The organism is Streptomyces sp. NBC_01314 (assembly GCF_041435215.1).
Taxonomy (GTDB): Bacteria; Actinomycetota; Actinomycetes; order Streptomycetales; family Streptomycetaceae; genus Streptomyces.
On sequence record NZ_CP108394.1, the window covers coordinates 343549 to 360374 of the forward strand.

At 67.2% G+C, this 16826-nt stretch carries 18 protein-coding genes and 3 pseudogenes; 13 read left to right on the top strand and 8 right to left on the bottom strand.

Going from position 1 to position 16826, the window contains the following annotated elements:
* Nucleotides 1-364: 364 nt before the first annotated feature.
* Nucleotides 365-763, bottom strand: a complete 399-nt coding sequence (locus tag OG622_RS01445; RefSeq protein WP_371572533.1) for a hypothetical protein — start codon at nt 761-763, stop codon at nt 365-367.
* A 577-nt stretch (nt 764-1340) separates the two neighbouring features.
* On the opposite strand from OG622_RS01445, the gene OG622_RS01450 reads away from it, so the two are divergent.
* A complete protein-coding gene (locus OG622_RS01450) occupies nt 1341-2489 on the top strand; it encodes an ISAs1 family transposase (protein WP_371572534.1) in 1149 nt (382 codons plus the stop codon).
* A gap of 33 nt (nt 2490-2522) precedes the next feature.
* On the opposite strand, the gene OG622_RS01455 is transcribed toward OG622_RS01450, so the two are convergent.
* A complete protein-coding gene (locus OG622_RS01455; protein ID WP_371572536.1) occupies nt 2523-3203 on the bottom strand; it encodes a tyrosine-type recombinase/integrase in 681 nt (226 codons plus the stop codon).
* Nucleotides 3204-3413: 210 nt separating this feature from the next.
* On the opposite strand from OG622_RS01455, the gene OG622_RS01460 reads away from it, so the two are divergent.
* The 5 genes from OG622_RS01460 to OG622_RS01480 all read left to right on the top strand — a co-directional run bounded on the left by OG622_RS01460 (nt 3414) and on the right by OG622_RS01480 (nt 7277).
* Entirely contained in the window at nt 3414-4823 is a 1410-nt protein-coding gene (locus OG622_RS01460; protein WP_371572538.1) for an IS701 family transposase, read from the top strand.
* A gap of 98 nt (nt 4824-4921) precedes the next feature.
* Nucleotides 4922-5464 (top strand): winged helix-turn-helix domain-containing protein, encoded by a 543-nt coding sequence (locus OG622_RS01465; protein ID WP_371572540.1) that lies wholly within the window; start codon nt 4922-4924, stop codon nt 5462-5464.
* A complete protein-coding gene (locus tag OG622_RS01470) occupies nt 5389-5991 on the top strand; it encodes a transposase (protein WP_371572542.1) in 603 nt (200 codons plus the stop codon). The genes OG622_RS01465 and OG622_RS01470 overlap by 76 nt, the downstream gene beginning before the upstream one ends.
* Before the next feature lie 216 nt (nt 5992-6207).
* On the top strand, nt 6208-6750 hold the full coding sequence (locus OG622_RS01475; protein WP_371572293.1) for a winged helix-turn-helix domain-containing protein: 543 nt from the start codon (nt 6208-6210) through the stop codon (nt 6748-6750).
* Nucleotides 6747-7277 carry a transposase gene (locus tag OG622_RS01480; RefSeq protein WP_371583967.1) on the top strand — a complete coding sequence of 177 codons (531 nt, stop codon included), beginning with the start codon at nt 6747-6749 and terminating at the stop codon, nt 7275-7277. The genes OG622_RS01475 and OG622_RS01480 overlap by 4 nt, the downstream gene beginning before the upstream one ends.
* Nucleotides 7278-7300: 23 nt before the next feature.
* Here the strand turns inward: OG622_RS01480 and OG622_RS01485 are convergent, their stop codons facing one another.
* From OG622_RS01485 to OG622_RS01505, 5 genes are all read right to left on the bottom strand, one after another.
* Nucleotides 7301-7963 (bottom strand): hypothetical protein, encoded by a 663-nt coding sequence (locus OG622_RS01485; protein WP_371572543.1) that lies wholly within the window; start codon nt 7961-7963, stop codon nt 7301-7303.
* 169 nt (nt 7964-8132) lie between these two features.
* Complete coding sequence (locus OG622_RS01490; RefSeq protein ID WP_371572545.1) at nt 8133-8615, bottom strand: transposase; 483 nt, start codon at nt 8613-8615, stop codon at nt 8133-8135.
* 57 nt (nt 8616-8672) lie between these two features.
* A complete protein-coding gene (locus tag OG622_RS01495; protein ID WP_371583978.1) occupies nt 8673-9290 on the bottom strand; it encodes an IS630 family transposase in 618 nt (205 codons plus the stop codon).
* Complete coding sequence (locus OG622_RS01500; protein WP_371572293.1) at nt 9200-9742, bottom strand: winged helix-turn-helix domain-containing protein; 543 nt, start codon at nt 9740-9742, stop codon at nt 9200-9202. The genes OG622_RS01495 and OG622_RS01500 overlap by 91 nt, the downstream gene beginning before the upstream one ends.
* Before the next feature lie 89 nt (nt 9743-9831).
* Nucleotides 9832-10470: a winged helix-turn-helix domain-containing protein gene (locus tag OG622_RS01505; RefSeq protein ID WP_371572546.1), complete on the bottom strand. Its 639-nt coding sequence runs from the start codon at nt 10468-10470 to the stop codon at nt 9832-9834.
* Between the two features lie 98 nt (nt 10471-10568).
* Between OG622_RS01505 and istA the strand changes: the two genes are divergently transcribed.
* The 7 genes and pseudogenes from istA to OG622_RS01540 all read left to right on the top strand — a co-directional run.
* The gene (gene istA, locus OG622_RS01510; RefSeq protein ID WP_371572548.1) at nt 10569-12044 is read left to right on the top strand and encodes an IS21 family transposase; all 1476 of its coding nucleotides are present in this window, start codon (nt 10569-10571) and stop codon (nt 12042-12044) included.
* Between the two features lie 108 nt (nt 12045-12152).
* Nucleotides 12153-12878, top strand: a complete 726-nt coding sequence (istB, locus tag OG622_RS01515; protein ID WP_371583979.1) for an IS21-like element helper ATPase IstB — start codon at nt 12153-12155, stop codon at nt 12876-12878.
* Nucleotides 12879-13395: 517 nt separating this feature from the next.
* Nucleotides 13396-14034 (top strand): CDP-diacylglycerol diphosphatase, encoded by a 639-nt coding sequence (locus tag OG622_RS01520; RefSeq protein ID WP_371572550.1) that lies wholly within the window; start codon nt 13396-13398, stop codon nt 14032-14034.
* Nucleotides 14035-14041: 7 nt separating this feature from the next.
* Complete coding sequence (locus OG622_RS01525) at nt 14042-14251, top strand: hypothetical protein (protein ID WP_371572552.1); 210 nt, start codon at nt 14042-14044, stop codon at nt 14249-14251.
* Nucleotides 14248-14970: an IS3 family transposase gene (locus tag OG622_RS01530; protein ID WP_371572554.1), complete on the top strand. Its 723-nt coding sequence runs from the start codon at nt 14248-14250 to the stop codon at nt 14968-14970. The genes OG622_RS01525 and OG622_RS01530 overlap by 4 nt, the downstream gene beginning before the upstream one ends.
* A 113-nt stretch (nt 14971-15083) precedes the next feature.
* A pseudogene (locus OG622_RS01535) lies at nt 15084-15932 on the top strand (IS30 family transposase); the annotation flags it as partial.
* A 4-nt stretch (nt 15933-15936) separates the two neighbouring features.
* A pseudogene (locus tag OG622_RS01540) lies at nt 15937-16239 on the top strand (integrase core domain-containing protein); the annotation flags it as partial.
* A 27-nt stretch (nt 16240-16266) separates the two neighbouring features.
* Here OG622_RS01540 and OG622_RS01545 read toward each other — a convergent pair.
* Nucleotides 16267-16503, bottom strand: a pseudogene (locus tag OG622_RS01545) (IS6 family transposase); the annotation flags it as partial.
* Nucleotides 16504-16826: the final 323 nt, after the last annotated feature.

The following is a 16826-nucleotide window of genomic DNA, read 5'->3' on the forward strand; positions in this document are numbered from 1 at the left end:
CGTCGAACGTTCGGAAGAGGGCTGAGTCAGTCGAGCTCCTCGACGCGCTCCTCGTGATGGCAGCCGAGGCGGACATGTCTCTGTTGCAGGGAATCGCTGGCAGTACGCCACGTCAGTGACGTCACTGACGCGCGTTAGTGACGCGCGTTAGCAACCTAGGTCACCGACGGAGGAGCAACAAGCAGTCGGTTCGTAACGTTCAGGTAACAGGTGACCTTGATCTCTGTCGCGGCCTGCGGGCCTCTCTGGCGACGTCGGAGGCCGGCACCGCCGCCGGGCAGGCGCCAGGGCAAAGGGGCCCGGGTTCGCTGGGCAAGGAGAGTCACGAACCGATGCGCCGAACGGCGCTTCGCAGGCACCAGCGCTACCGATCTTGGAACCGGTGCAAGCTCTCTTTCCGGTCAGGCTGAGCCCTGGGCGAGTCGACTACCGGAGAACTCGCGGCTGCGGGCTCGACCAGGTGATGTCCCCCCGAGCGAGACTCTGCCGGTGTCACGCCATACGCGCGGCGGAAGGCCCGGGTGACGGTGTCGGTGAGACCGCACAGCACCGCGACCGCGGCTATGCCGAACTCGCGGCGGAGCGGGCCGCCAAGCGACATTTGCGCCTGCTCCAGCCGCTGCTCACGAACGGATGCGGCCGGCGAGGTGCCGAGATCGAGGAAGAGCGATGTCACGTAGCGCGCCGATATGCGGTGCTGCTCAGCGATCGCTCCCGGTCCGATCCGTGGACCGACGAGGTTCTCCCGGACGAATTCGCGCATCAGCCGCAGCAGTACCTCTCGGCCCGCCGACGGTGGGGCCGCGGCCAGCAACTCGCCTGCGGTTGGGCGAGTTCGGCGCGCTGGAAGGGGTTGTGGAATTCGCCCTCCACCTCGGCGAGCTCCTTCAGGACCGGCGAGCATGCGCACGGTGGGAAGCGTCGCAGGCAGGGGGCGTCCACACATCTCACTGGCATCGCCGACCAGTGCCGCACCTCCTCGTGGGACACCTTCAGAACGGTCCGGCCAATGGGAGCGGGCGGTACGGGATCGAGGCGTCCCACCACCGCCTCCAGGCCATCCAGCGAGGTCCACCCGGTAACAGGTCAGCCTCCTGACCCGCTGCCTCGCGGCCGAACACAATTCGGCGTTGTCCCGTGAGGCGAGGTCTACGTGTGGCCGTGCCTTGCCCGCAGTGGTGGTGTCAGGGATGCGGCCAGGGCTGATTCAAAGTCTTGGGGGTCATGGAAACGTGCAGGTCGCGGAGGTGCGACGATCCGGCGGAAGTCCGTCACGAACACAACGAAGCTCCGGTTGACGGGGTGACCTTCCCAAGTCGCCCTGCCCGTCCGGAGCTTCGATGTGCCGCCAGTCTGCCACTGTCTGCCTGACCAAGTCGCCCACCGCCGCCCAGCGAGGCGTGAAGGGTGTCGCCGAACGACTGGCCGTTCTTCGCGATCCGCGAGATCGGCGGGGACGACGCCATTCGCTGGCATCGGTCCTGCTCACCGCCTGCTGCGCGGTGCTGGCCGGGGCTCGCTCCTATCTGGCCGTGGGCCAGTGGGCCCGCCACGCGCCCCTGGACGCACTGGCCCGCCTCGGCGTGCGCGCCACCGGCCCACTGGGCGTGCGCCGCGCACCGTCCAGCTCAACCATCCGCCGTCTGCTGACTCTCGTATGTCCCGGCGGGCTTGCCGACCTACTCGGATGCGACCCCACGGGCAGCCGGCACCTGGCCATGGACGGCAAGACCGCCCGCGGCTCGCGCACGGACACCGGCCCGGCCGCCCACCTGCTCTCCGCCGTCCTGGAAGGCGGACGCACCGTCAGCCAGCTGCGGGTGCCGGACAAGACCACCGAGGTCACCGGCTTCACGAAGCTGCTGTCCCCGTTCGACCTGACCGGTGTCGTGGTGACCGCCGACGCCCTGCACACCCACCGTGACCACGCCAGGTGGCTGGTCGAAGCGAAGAGGGCGCACTACCTGCTCGTGGTCAAGCGGAACCAGCCGACGCTGCACAACGCGTTGCGTTCGCTGCCGTGGAAGGAGGTGACCGCCCGCCGCTACGACCGCGAGGCGGGGCACGGGCGACGTGAGACCCGCTCGGTGCGCACCCTCACCGTCACCAGTCTCGGGCTGGACTTCCCGCACGTGGCGCAGGCCGCGAAGATCCACCGGCATCGCACCGACCTCAAAACCGGCAAGATCACCCGTGAGACCGTCTACGCCATCACCGACCTGACGGCGCGTGCGGCATCTCCCCAGGCCATCGGCCAACTCGCCCGCGCGCAATGGGGCATCGAGGCCGTGCACCACGTAAGAGACACCACGTTCGGCGAGGACGCCTCGAAGATCCGCACCGGCCACGGACCGGAGAACATGGCCACCCTGCGCAGCTTCGCGATCAGCACCCTACACACCGCTGGGCACCACAGCATCGCCGCCGGCCTGCGCGAGCTCTCCTACACGCCCTTCACCCGCCCACTGGACCTGATCGGACTACCTTGACCAGCAACACCACATGATCACCAGGACTTTGAATCAGCCCTGCGTCGGTGCCGAGTAGGGCACCACCCGCTCCAGCCGGTTCTTCGTCGTTTCCGCCCGTATCCGCAGCGTGCGGTGGGCCGGATCGACGTCATCGGTCCGCAGCGAGCACAGTTCCTCACGGCGCAGGGCGGCGTCGTAGGCCAGGGCGAGCATCACGCGGTTGCGTACCGGCTCGTGCTTGGCGACCTCCAGGACACTCAGCCACTGCTGTTCTCCGGGAATCCACGGCAGCTTCGTCAGTCGGGGCACCAGACCGCGCTGCTGACCGCCGCTGCGTCGGCCGGGGGTGTACCGACCGCGGCCGACGGGGTTGGAATCCCGTAGCCCCTCTTCCATGACGAAGTCGTAGAACAGACGGACCGGTACCAGCCGCTGCTGGATCGTCGCGTTCGCCAGTCCCGCCCCCGAGTCGATCGAGATCACGTTCGCACCCCGGCGATGCGGCCGCGAGCTCAACTCCCGTACGTAGACGGCGATATGGGCGCGGTTCGCGGCGACCGGGTCGACGCTCTCCCGCTCGCACATCAGCAGGTACTCGGCCAGTCCCCGGCCGTAGGCATCGATCGTGCGTGGCGCACGTCCGAGATCCGTCCAGACCGTCAGCCAGGCCGCCGCCTGCTCGTGCCGGCCGAGCACCGGCCACTTCTCCGTGAGCACCGTCGTGCCGCTCAAGTCATCTCCCAAGTCCGTGGTTGTGCCGGGGAGACATGATCACCCCGGCAGATTCCACGTAACTTTTAAGAAGATCAAAAGGCAGCTCTACGGACGAGCCGGATTCGAACTACCGGTAGTTCGTTAAATCCGGCGGTGGCGTGGGTTGACGACGGGTCGAGTTGGTCGTAGGCCGGTCATAGGAGCCAACTGCCTTGCCGGAGGCTAAAGATGACTGCCCGCCGTCCGTGTCCGCCTGCGCCGGGGCCGCTGGAGGACTACGCGGCCCAGTTCGACGACCTCTTCTTCAGCCTGGCCCAGCGGCGAGGATTTCGCGAGTATCTGACCGGGCTGCTGGCGCCGCGAGAGCGGAACAAGACGATCACCTGCCTGGCCGGGGCGGAGCCAGTGGCCGGTGCGGGGAAGCCAGGGGTACAGCGGCTGCAGTTCTTCCTGTCCGAGTCGCCCTGGGAGGCCGAACAGATCAACGACCGGAGGCTTGAACTGCTGCGCAAGGAACCGGCGACCGCTCCGCACGACGGCGGGATCATCGTGATCGACGACTCCGGGGACCGCAAGGCCGGCACCGCGACCGCGAATGTGGGCCGGCAGTGGCTGGGCCGGTACGGCAAGACCGACAACGGCATCGTCACGGTGACCACGGTATGGACCGACGGCCGCGTCTACTACCCGCTGCACACGCACCCCTACACCCCTGCCCACCACTTCCCCCGCGGCCGGTCCGACCCGGCCTTCCGCACGAAACCGCAGCTGGCCGCCGCCCTCGCGGCCCGCGGGAAGGAGGCGGGCTTTTCCTGCCGGGCGGTGGTCGCCGACTGCGCCTACTCCGTCAGCGACGACTGGTATCTCGCACTGCGCGAGGCCGGCCTGGCCTACGTGGTCGCGCTCAAGCCGCACCGCGGCACCTGGGCCCCGGCCGACCAGCCGCACACCCCCATCGAGGCCGCGCACGCCCTGACCTGGCGCGATGCCAGACATCCAGGCGACTGGACGCCCGTGGAGCGTCACTTCCGCGACGGGCACACCGAGACTTGGTGGGCCGCCGATGCCCGACTGGGCGGCTACGGTCCCGACTCGCCCTGCCGTCTGGTCGTGGCCACCACCGACCCGGCCGCCCTGCCGGAGAAGGCCACCTGGTATCTGGCCACCAACCTGCCCCACCCCGACGCACCCCACCACGCCGCCGGCCCGCACCCGCCCGCCGACCTCGCCGAGATCGTCCGACTCTACGGACTGCGGCCCTGGATCGAGCAGAGCTACAAGCAGATCAAGGACGAACTCGGCTGGGCCGACTTCCAAGTCCGCTCCGACCGCGCCATCCGCCGCCACCAGACCCTGGTCAACTGCGCCTTCTCCTTCTGCTGGGACCAGTGGTTCACCCCACCCGGACCCCTGGATGCCACCGCGCCGGACCCCTGCCCCGACGAGGGGCCAGAGAGGGGGACCAACCGAACCCCACCCACCCCAACTGCCCTGCTGGCCCAAGGCATTACGTTCGGTCCGCTCCTGGCTCACCCCCGCCATCACCCTCACCCGATGGTGGCAAGCATGGACGGACACGGACCCACCCCCCGACCTCCAGGCCCTAATCGACGCGGTCACCACCGGACACGGTATTGATCTCTATCTCCGGATTTAACGAACTACCGCTACTCAGGTTGAACTCGTAGAGCCTGTGGGGTCGTGACGGTTCGTGATCCCTGCGGTACGACGGGATCGTGAGGTATGCGCAGAGGGGCGGGTATACGCCCGTCGAGCAGGAGAAGCGGGAACTGTTGAGGCTGGAGGCGGCCGAGCGGTTCGGGCGCGGTGATGAGGCCACGGTGATCGCGGCCGACCTGCGGGTCACGGAGCGCACGGTGCGGCGGTGGCGCAAGGTGTGGCGCGAGGGCGGGGTCGCGGCGCTGAAGTCGAAGGGGCCCGTGTCGCGGGAGCGGCTGTCGGTGCGGGAGTGGGACCGGCTGGAGGCGGAGCTGAAGCGGGGGCCTCTGGCCCACGGCTTCAGCGATGACCAGCGGTGGACGCTGGGCCGGATCAAGACCCTGATTGGCAGGCTGTTCCACAAGGGCTACACGATCCAGGGGGTGGCCAAACTGCTGAAACGGCACGGCTGGTCCTGCCAGGTCCCGGTGCGCCACGCGATCGAGCGCGACGAGGAAGCCATCGAGATGTGGAAGGACGAGGTGTGGCCGGAGTTAAAAGGACAGCGGCGGACCTGGGCGCCTACATCTGTTTCGAGGACGAGGCGGGCCAGGGGCTGAGGCCGCCGAAAGGCCGTACCTGGGCACCGCGCGGAGCACGCCCGGTGGTGCGGGTGCGGGGCCGGGGGAACGGCCGGGTCAACATCGCCGGCGCCGTCTGCTACCGGCCCGGCAGCCGCCCGCACTTCTTCTACCGGTTGCACGTCTACCACGGCCGCAAGGGTGAGCCGAAGACGTTCGCCTGGCACGAGTACCGTGACCTGATCATCACCGCCCACCAGCAGCTCAACGCCCCCCTGGTGTGGTGCTGGGACAACCTCAACGTCCACCTTGCCAAGGATCTCGCTGCCTTCGCCGAGGAACACGCGGACTGGTTACGGATCTTCCAGATGCCGTCCTACGCACCGGAGTTGAACCCCGCCGAAGGCGTGTGGTCGCTCCTCAAGCGCGCCATCGCCAACTTCGTCGCCCCCGACCTCAGCGGCCTCGTCCGCATCGTCAAACGCAAGCTGAAGAAGATCCAGTTCAGACCCCACCTGATCGACGGCTGCCTCGCCGGGACCGGACTGATCATCGAACCTTGGTGATCGCTCAGGCAGACACTACGAGTTCAACCTGAGTAGTCACGGAGCGTACGCGGTAGGTCCGGGACCACGAAACTCTGTCCGAACATTCCGAGACGATGGTCACCGCTCGCAGCAGTTGGTGTGCTGACCCTTCACCGGAGGTGTTCTTACTCAGGCTGAACTCGCAGCGTCGTCTTGGGTGGTGACGGCTCATGATCCTCGCGCTATTGCTGGATCATGAGGTATGCGGCAGCGGGCGGGTACACGCCCGAGGAACAGGCCCGTCGGGAACGGTTGCGGCTGGAGGTCGCCGAGCGGTTCGCGGCGGGTGAGTCGAGTGCGCGGATCGCGCGGGAGTTGCGGGTCACGAAGCGCTCGGTGGAGCGCTGGCGGGCGGCGTGGAAGCAGGGTGGAGCGGCGGCGCTGTACTCGGCGGGACCCGTGGCGCGGGAGCGGCTGAGCGAGCGGCAGTGGGAGAAGGTGGCTGCTCTGCTGGACGCCGGGCCCGGCGTGTGCGGCTTCGAGGACGATCAGCGCTGGACGCTGGCGCGGGTCGCCGACCTGATCGGCCGGACCTGCCATGTCAACTACACCCTGACCGGGGTGAGCAAGCTGCTTGACCGGCACGGTTACTCCTGGCAGGTCCCGGTGCGCCGCTCGGCGGCACGCGACGAGGAGGAGATCACACGCTGGCGGGAGGAGACCTGGCCCGAGGTGGAACCACCGCCGGCGAGCTCGGCGCCTACATCTGCTTCGCCGACGAGTCGGGGCAGGGGCTGAGCCCGCCGCGAGGCCGGACCTGGGCCAGGCGCGGGGCTCGCCCGCAGGTCACAGTGCACGTACGCAAGCGCGGGCGGGTCAACGCGCTCGGTGCGGCCTGCTACCGCCCCGGCGGCCACCGGCCGCGCTTCGCCTACCGGTTACACACCTGGCACGGCCGCAAGAACGAGAGCAAGAGCTTCACCCTGGACGAGTACCGCGCCTTCCTGACTGCGCTCCATCATCAACTGCACACCCCCGTCGTGCTGGTGTGGGACAACGTCTCCACGCACAAGACGCCGGAGTTCACCGCGTGGGCAGCGCGGCAGAAGTGGCTTCGGGTGTTCCACCTCCCCAGATACGCACCCGAGCTGAACGCCGTCGAGTGGATCTGGTCCTGGCTCAAACGAGGCATCGTCAACTTCCTGCTCGCCGGTATCGACGACCTCGAAGCGCTCGTCCGCAGTCGACTCAAGCAGATCCAGTACCGGCCCGACGCGATCACCGGCTGCCTCGCCGACACCGGACTGATCACGAAGCCGCCATGATCCATCACAGCGACGCTACGGGTTCAACCTGAGTAGTTCCACGCCTCGCGGGCAGTGTCATTGACGATCAGTTCGGTCATCTTGAGTAGACGGCGGAAACTGTCGAACCCTGCGAAATGTACCTGCGGATACCCGAGCCTGGCGACGTGTCGGCGTAGTTCAGGAAGATTTGTGACGAGGATGTCCCGGCGGTCGGTGTCAAGCTCGCCTTTGTTCGCGAGATACGTCGAGATGCAGCCAGCGAGCCACGTGTCCAGCTCGGCCAGGTCACCCTTGTCGACGGAGGGGACGTCGGGAAACGGCGCCCGAGCGTGCACGGCCCAGAGCCGGTCGACCTCGCTCAGCATCGCCTGCTTCGCCTGCGGGCCGGGCCATCTCCAACCGTGCAGGTAGCGCGTTTCCTCCTGTCGGGGAGTCCTTCGGTGCATGGCCTTCTCGCTGCGGCGCCGGTTTGCGAATGACTCCATTTCCGTCAGCCACACCGCCCGGCTTGCCTCCAACATCTCCAGCGCACGCAGCAGTGCGGCCTCGTCATTCCTCACGTCGCCCGCAGTCCTCAGGTGCGCCCATGTCCCGTCGAATCCGAGCGGGTGATAACAGCCTGCAGCATCCCTGAGGGCTCGGTGGCGCCGCACGAAGGGAACATCGCGGTCGCGGACACGTCTGGCATAAACACGGAAGCTCACGCCTCGATCATCTCGCAGTTGCAGAATGCACGTTCGGAGAGGGGTTCTCAAGGCGAGCGACGTGGCTTCTCGGCTCTGGCGCAGTTCCTGAGAGAGGGCCGGAGAAGCTATTGAAGCAGGATCATCTTGCGGAGTACTCAGGTTGAACTCGTAGTGTCTGCCTGAGCGATCACCAAGGTTCGATGATCAGTCCGGTCCCGGCGAGGCAGCCGTCGATCAGGTGGGGTCTGAACTGGATCTTCTTCAGCTTGCGTTTGACGATGCGGACGAGGCCGCTGAGGTCGGGGGCGACGAAGTTGGCGATGGCGCGCTTGAGGAGCGACCACACGCCTTCGGCGGGGTTCAACTCCGGTGCGTAGGACGGCATCTGGAAGATCCGTAACCAGTCCGCGTGTTCCTCGGCGAAGGCAGCGAGATCCTTGGCAAGGTGGACGTTGAGGTTGTCCCAGCACCACACCAGGGGGGCGTTGAGCTGCTGGTGGGCGGTGATGATCAGGTCACGGTACTCGTGCCAGGCGAACGTCTTCGGCTCACCCTTGCGGCCGTGGTAGACGTGCAACCGGTAGAAGAAGTGCGGGCGGCTGCCGGGCCGGTAGCAGACGGCGCCGGCGATGTTGACCCGGCCGTTCCCCCGGCCCCGCACCCGCACCACCGGGCGTGCTCCGCGCGGTGCCCACTCAGGTTGAACCCGTAGCGTCGCTGTGATGGATCATGGCGGCTTCGTGATCAGTCCGGTGTCGGCGAGGCAGCCGGTGATCGCGTCGGGCCGGTACTGGATCTGCTTGAGTCGACTGCGGACGAGCGCTTCGAGGTCGTCGATACCGGCGAGCAGGAAGTTGACGATGCCTCGTTTGAGCCAGGACCAGATCCACTCGACGGCGTTCAGCTCGGGTGCGTATCTGGGGAGGTGGAACACCCGAAGCCACTTCTGCCGCGCTGCCCACGCGGTGAACTCCGGCGTCTTGTGCGTGGAGACGTTGTCCCACACCAGCACGACGGGGGTGTGCAGTTGATGATGGAGCGCAGTCAGGAAGGCGCGGTACTCGTCCAGGGTGAAGCTCTTGCTCTCGTTCTTGCGGCCGTGCCAGGTGTGTAACCGGTAGGCGAAGCGCGGCCGGTGGCCGCCGGGGCGGTAGCAGGCCGCACCGAGCGCGTTGACCCGCCCGCGCTTGCGTACGTGCACTGTGACCTGCGGGCGAGCCCCGCGCCTGGCCCAGGTCCGGCCTCGCGGCGGGCTCAGCCCCTGCCCCGACTCGTCGGCGAAGCAGATGTAGGCGCCGAGCTCGCCGGCGGTGGTTCCACCTCGGGCCAGGTCTCCTCCCGCCAGCGTGTGATCTCCTCCTCGTCGCGTGCCGCCGAGCGGCGCACCGGGACCTGCCAGGAGTAACCGTGCCGGTCAAGCAGCTTGCTCACCCCGGTCAGGGTGTAGTTGACATGGCAGGTCCGGCCGATCAGGTCGGCGACCCGCGCCAGCGTCCAGCGCTGATCGTCCTCGAAGCCGCACACGCCGGGCCCGGCGTCCAGCAGAGCAGCCACCTTCTCCCACTGCCGCTCGCTCAGCCGCTCCCGCGCCACGGGTCCCGCCGAGTACAGCGCCGCCGCTCCACCCTGCTTCCACGCCGCCCGCCAGCGCTCCACCGAGCGCTTCGTGACCCGCAACTCCCGCGCGATCCGCGCACTCGACTCACCCGCCGCGAACCGCTCGGCGACCTCCAGCCGCAACCGTTCCCGACGGGCCTGTTCCTCGGGCGTGTACCCGCCCGCTGCCGCATACCTCATGATCCAGCAATAGCGCGAGGATCATGAGCCGTCACCGCCCAAGACGACGCTGCGAGTTCAGCCTGAGCAGGTACGGCCTTTCGGCGGCCTCAGCCCCTGGCCCGCCTCGTCCTCGAAACAGATGTAGGCGCCCAGGTCCGCCGCTGTCCTTTTAACTCCGGCCACACCTCGTCCTTCCACATCTCGATGGCTTCCTCGTCGCGCTCGATCGCGTGGCGCACCGGGACCTGGCAGGACCAGCCGTGCCGTTTCAGCAGTTTGGCCACCCCCTGGATCGTGTAGCCCTTGTGGAACAGCCTGCCAATCAGGGTCTTGATCCGGCCCAGCGTCCACCGCTGGTCATCGCTGAAGCCGTGGGCCAGAGGCCCCCGCTTCAGCTCCGCCTCCAGCCGGTCCCACTCCCGCACCGACAGCCGCTCCCGCGACACGGGCCCCTTCGACTTCAGCGCCGCGACCCCGCCCTCGCGCCACACCTTGCGCCACCGCCGCACCGTGCGCTCCGTGACCCGCAGGTCGGCCGCGATCACCGTGGCCTCATCACCGCGCCCGAACCGCTCGGCCGCCTCCAGCCTCAACAGTTCCCGCTTCTCCTGCTCGACGGGCGTATACCCGCCCCTCTGCGTGACGGCGGCCGTGGCAAAGTCCAGATGTGCGGCCAGCCGAGTCCAGGCTGATGGCCACCGGAATTCCAGGTGGATGGCCGTCTGACCAGTGGTGTTCCTGATCACTTCCTTAACTGGAGGAGACCCCTCCGACCGTTTGCTGGTGTTTGCGCGCATCAGCTACCGGCCGGAGAGGTCCTGTGACGAAGTCTGACACGGAGATTATGGAAATCCTTGAGGCGTACGACCTGACCGGGACGGTCTGGTCGGCGGCGACCTTGACGGGGCACGACCCGAAGACGGTCAAGCGGTATGTCGAGGCCCGCAACGGCGGGCGCAATCCCTATGAGCGAGAGCCGCGGCCGAAGATGATCGACGCGTTCCTGGAGAAGGTCGAGGAGTGGGTCGAGCAGTCGAAGGCGACGATCCGCGCCGATGTGGTCCACGACAAGCTCGTGAAGATGGGCTACCGGGGCAGCGCGCGCTCGACGAGACGGGCGGTGAACGCGGCAAAAGTGGCGTGGAAGGCGGGCAAGCGCCGCACCTACCGGCCGTGGATTCCCGAGCCGGGCCGGTGGCTGCAGTTCGACTGGGGCGAGGGTCCGCGCATCGCGGGGCGTCGGACCTGGTTGTTCTGCGCATGGCTGTCCTGGTCGCGGTTCCGGGTCGTGATCCCGGTCTGGGACTGCACGCTGGGCACGCTGGTGGCCTGCCTGGACACCACGCTCAGGCGGATCGGCGGGGCGCCGACGTATGTACTGACCGACAATGCGAAGACGGTCACCGTCGAGCACATCGCCGGGATCCCGGTGCGGCATCCACAGATGGTCGCCGCGGGCCGCCATTACGGCTGCCAGGTGGTCAGTTGCGTGCCCTACGACCCCGAGTCGAAGGGTGGTGCGGAGGCCACGGTCCGGATCGCGAAGGCCGACCTGGTGCCCACCAGCGCGAACCTGCTGTCCGCCTACGACACCTTCGCCGAGCTCGCCGATGCCTGCCTGACCTGGTGCGATGCCGTGAACTCGCGCCGTCACCGGGCGACTGGGCAGATACCCGCGAGCCGTCTGGACGTCGAACGCACCACACTGCATGTCCTGCCCATCGAGCCGCTCGCGCTTGCGCTGGGCGAGGAGAGGCTGGTCGGCTCGGACCGCACGATCAGCTTCAACGCGGTGCGCTACTCGACCCCGCCGGGCTATACCGGTGCCAAGGTGTGGTGCCGGGTGGTCGGCGAGGAACTGTCCATCACTGCCCGCACCAACTCCGGGGACCTGTCGGAGATTTGGCGCCACCAGCTTTCCACCCCGGGTGTTCCGCAGATCATCGACGAGCACTACCCCGACCATCCCGACGGCCGCAGCATCCACCAGCCGAGGCTGCGGCCCCGCTCGGAGGCGGAGATCGCGTTCGTTGGCATCGGCCCCGGGGCCGGGCGCTGGCTCAAGGAGGCCGGACCCGCCGGCGCGGTCCGCATCCGCGCCAAGATGGCCCGCGCGGTCGAGCTGGCCACCGTCCTGGGCAACGACAAAGTCGACCAGGCCCTCGGCCTTGCGGCCACGGCCGGGCGCTTCGCCGACGACGACCTGCTCTCGATCCTGGGACACATCGCCGACAGCAAGCCCGCCGGCGAGGTCGTCCGCGCGGACGAGTCCCACTCCGTCCAGAACGGAACCATCGGCTGGCAGGCCCTGGGCCGCTGAGCCAACACGTCGTCCACCACCCCAAACTGACTGCTCGTCATTCAAGAGAACGGCACCTTCGTGAGTTTTCCCAGCCCGCCCGCCCTCCCCGAGGAACTCGACAAGCTCATGCGCCGCATGCGCCTGCCCTATATGCGCAAAGCCGCCCCCGATGTGCTGGCCACCGCCCGCGCACAACGCTGGGACCCCGCCGAGGTGCTGCGGCTGCTGATAGCCGAGGAGGTCACCGGCCGCGACGCGGCCACCCGGCGTCTTCGCCGCCACTCGGCGAACTTCCCCACCGGCAAGACCCTGGGCTCCTGGCGGGCCGAGGACTCCACGATCCCCGAACCCACCCAGAACTCCCTGATCACGCTGGAGTGGATCGGCCGCGCCGAGAATCTGGTGATCGCCGGCCCGTCGGGGACGGGCAAGAGCCACTTCACCGAGGGCCTGGCCCAGGCCGCGATCGAGAACGACCTGCGGGTGTCCTGGTTCACCCTGGAGACGCTCAGCGCCGCGATCGGGAAGTCGAAGGTCGACGGGTCCACCGCTCGGACCGTCGCCCGGATCTGCCGCGCGGACCTCATCGTCATCGACGACATCGGCTTGCTGCCTGTCGGGGAAGACGCCGCCGAGGCGTTCTACCGGATCATCGACGCCGCCTACGAACGCCGGTCCATCGCTGTGACCAGCAACATCCACCCCTCAGGCTTCGACACGATCATGCCGAAGACTCTCGCGGGCGCGAGCACCGACCGCCTGATGCACCACGCTCACCTCGTGACCACCACCGGCGACTCGCACCGCCTCGCCGAGGCCCTCGCAGGGAAGGGGGTGGTCCCCTTGAGCTGACCCTCACCCCCAGGAACACCACTGGTCACACACCTGGGTTTCTGATGGCCACCAGCCTGGACACTCAACGGCCACCCACCTGGGCATCTCAATGACCGTTGACACTGCGCATACCTCACGATCCCGTCGTACCGCAGGGATCACGAACCGTCACGACCCCACAGGCTCTACGAGTTCAACCTGAGTAGTGGTGTGGCTCTCGGGAAAGATGGAGGCTGTCCCGATGTTTCCTGGGCGGCCCGGATGCTGCCCGGTTCGAGATATGTGGTCGCTCATCGGCGGCGCCGGGAGTCAGGCACAAACCAGGCAGTCCGAACTCTCGTGACGGCTTAGACGTGTCGGTGCCTGCCGCACGGGCGGCCCTGAGGCAACGGCTACGCGAGCAGCCCTGAGTTCTGGGCGTGAATTGCTGATTCGAATTACACCTCGGCAATTCAGGTGTGGTCAGCAAGCGGATGCGCAACAGACCTCGTGATCAAACGCAATCGGACAACAGCGGCCACGATGGAGGCATTCCATGTCCCTGGACCAGCGGGAAAAAGAGACAACCACGACGGTGCCCGCGCCACCGTGTGGCGAACTGACGGACGGCGACCAGTACTTCCTCTGGACGGAGGTAAAGAAGTTCGTTCCGTGTGACGGCCACCAGTCGGTGGTGGCGCGTGGCAGCGCCGGGAGCGACAAGCACTATCTGCTGGTGCCCACCGACCGCGTGACGGGCATCGAGTGTGAGTGCATACAGGGTGGCTATGACTACTGGCAGGAAGCAAGGCGCCTGATCCCCTTCCTCTTCAGGCCTCCGTCGCCGATGAAGCCGGAACAAATCGGCCTGGGCATCAACTCGTTGCACAACCGCCTGCAAGAACAACTGCACATACACATCGCGCCGTTCCTCCCCGCGGCTCAGCTAACACTGAGAAACAACGAGTCTAACATTCCGTACAACGCATGGAATGAATGGACGAACGGGAAAGCGGTAGTCCCGATCATTACCAAGGAAGATTCCACGAAATACCGTCAGTACCGCGTGATCCGGACCGATCAGAACACGAGCAATCTCAATCTCTTCGCCGCCTTGAGGCAGTATGTGAATCACAATATGGCTGACCAGACACTGATCCTGATCCCGCGGGTGGGCGAAGGCGGTCGCTGCTGATCTGGGCGTGAACACCGAGACGCTGCGGAACTGGATCCGGGCCGCCGACGGACGCCGGCCCGGTGCGCACTCCGCGCCTGCGGCGGCGCCGCAGGCTGGCGGTGACGCGGTTCAGGCGGAGCTGGCCGCCGCACGCAAGAGGATCCGGGAGCTGGAGGAGGAGCGGGACATTCTCCGTAAGGCGGCCCGGTATTTCGCAGGGGAGACGCGCTGGTGAACCGCTGCCAGTTCGTTGAAGATCACCAGCGCCGGTTCGGCGTCAAGCGGCTCTGCGACATCCTGGGCATCGCCCGCTCGAGCTTCTACTACTGGCGCCGCACCCCGGCCCGTGCGGCCCGTCAGGCCGCCGACGACCGCCTGGCGGCCCGGATACGCAAGGTCCACAAGGAATCTGACGGTACCTACGGCTCCCCGAGGGTCACCGCCGAGCTCCGTGACGAGGGCGGCCAGGTGGTCAACCACAAGCGTGTCGCGAGGATCATGCGGACCATCGGGATCGAAGGCGTACGCCTGAGGCGCCGGCACCGCACCACCATCGCGGACCCGGCCGCACCGAAGGCGCCGGACCTGATCGGCCGCGACTTCACCACGACCGCGGTGAACACGAAGTACGTCGGCGACATCACGTACTTGAGCGTCGGCAGCGGGAGATTCTGCTATCTCGCGACCGTCATCGATCTGTGTTCGCGCCGCCTGGCGGGCTGGGCGATCGCCGACCACATGCGCACCGAGCTCGTCATCGACGCCCTCGCCGCCGCGGAGCGGACCCGCGGCAGCCTTGCCGGAGCGGTGATGCACACCGATCACGGCGCCCTGGGTGAATTCAACTGGTCGTCGCAACACTTTGATCTCGGAGGTGTGCGACGTGGCCACGGCGGACTGGAGTTTGAAGACCAGCGATGTTCCGGAGGGTCGGCGTCGGCAGTGGCGCGCTGATCGTGCGTTGCGGCCGGCGATGCGGTCGCCGGGGCGGCCTGATCCGTCTCGAGTCGTGCAGCGCCAGTTCTGGCGGCTGATCGCCACGGGGGTCACGACGGTGGAGGCGTCGTTGGAAAGGGCTGAACAAGCCGCACCGGCAGGACAGACGATGGGCGACGGCATGGAGCCCGGAGCAGATTTCGCATCGCCTTCATGTCGACTTCCCCGATGATGAGTCCATGCGCATCAGCCACGAAGCGATCTACCAGGCGCTGTTCATCCAAGGCCGTGGCGCGCTCAAGCGGGAACTGGTCACGTGTCTGCGCACCGGCCGGGCGCTGCGGACTCCCCGTGCACGGTCACAGAACAAGCCGCAGGGGCATGTCACCGCGGACGTCGTCCTCAGTGAACGCCCCGCCGAGGCCGCAGACCGCGCGGTCCCCGGACACTGGGAAGGCGATTTGATCATCGGGACGGGCCGCTCCGCGATCGGCACGCTGGTCGAGCGCAGCAGCCGCTCCACACTCCTGGTGCACCTGCCCCGGCTGGAGGGCTGGGGTGAAAGGACACCCGCAAAGAACGGCCCCTCGCTCGGAGGCTACGGCGCGATCGCGATGAACGCGGCGCTCACCACGTCGATGACGCAGCTGCCCGAGCAGCTACGCAAGTCCCTCACCTGGGACCGAGGAAAGGAACTCTCCGGCCACGCCCAGTTCGCCCTCGAAACCGGGACGAAGGCGTTCTTCGCCGACCCGCACTCGCCCTGGCAACGACCGACGAACGAGAACACGAACGGACTGCTGCGTCAGTACTTCCCGAAGGGCACTGATCTCTCCCGGTGGTCGTCCACGGACCTCGAAGCCGTCGCCATGGCGATCAACAACCGGCCCCGCAAGATCCTCGGTTGGCGGACACCCGCCGAGGTCTTCGAGGAACAGCTACGCTCGCTGCAACAGCCCGGTGTTGCAACGACTGGTTGAACTCGCCCAATATACGAGTCGAATCTTCGCCGACGCCTGCAGGTCAGCAGGGGTGCGGCAGAGTATGGGCGCGGTCGGGTCCAGCGCGGACAACGCCGCCGCGGAGAGCTTCAACGCCAGCTTCAAAAGAGAGACGCTGAAGGGCCGAAAAGGCTGGTCGAACGAGCGCGAGGCCCGACTCGACGCCTTCCGGTGGCTGTCCCGCTACAACACCCGACGCCGCCATTCCCGGCTCGGCCAGAGATCTCCGATCACCTTCGAGAACGCCTTCCACTCAACATCAACTACCCTGGCCCGAGCCGCATAGACGTGTTCAAGATCCGGGGTCAAGGCCCAGGTGCCACTTGTCCCCAGGCCTGGGCTGCCTGCGGCGCAGGGCGCCTGCGTAAAACTGCCCGAACTTGGCGCACCAGCGGCGGATGGTCTCGTACGAGACGACGATCCCGCGCCCGAGCATGAGCTCCTCGACCTCGCGAAACGACAGCGGGAAGCGGAAGTACAGCCACACGCAGTGAGAGATGACCTCGACCGGGTACCGGTGCCCCTTGTACGACGGCGACACGACCCCCACGAACAGCCCCCTCCAACACGATCAACCAGAAGACCATCCCATCCAGTCAACCAACGTGACAGCGCCCCCGGTCGATGCTGGTCGCGTTCGCGCCGTACTCACGCAGCAGGGCGGCAGCGCCGAGGATCATCCGGTCACGGCTGTCACTCCTGCGCGGGCTCATCCACCCACCCCCTCTTCCGACGACGATGTGGCCCAACGGTGGGCTACCTGTCGGTAACTTATGGGATATGGCATAGAACATGCAAGAGGAGATCGGGTGGCGGTTCGGTAGGAGCCGACGAGTGGTGCCGGATCGATGCGCTGAACCCCAGGTCTCTGCC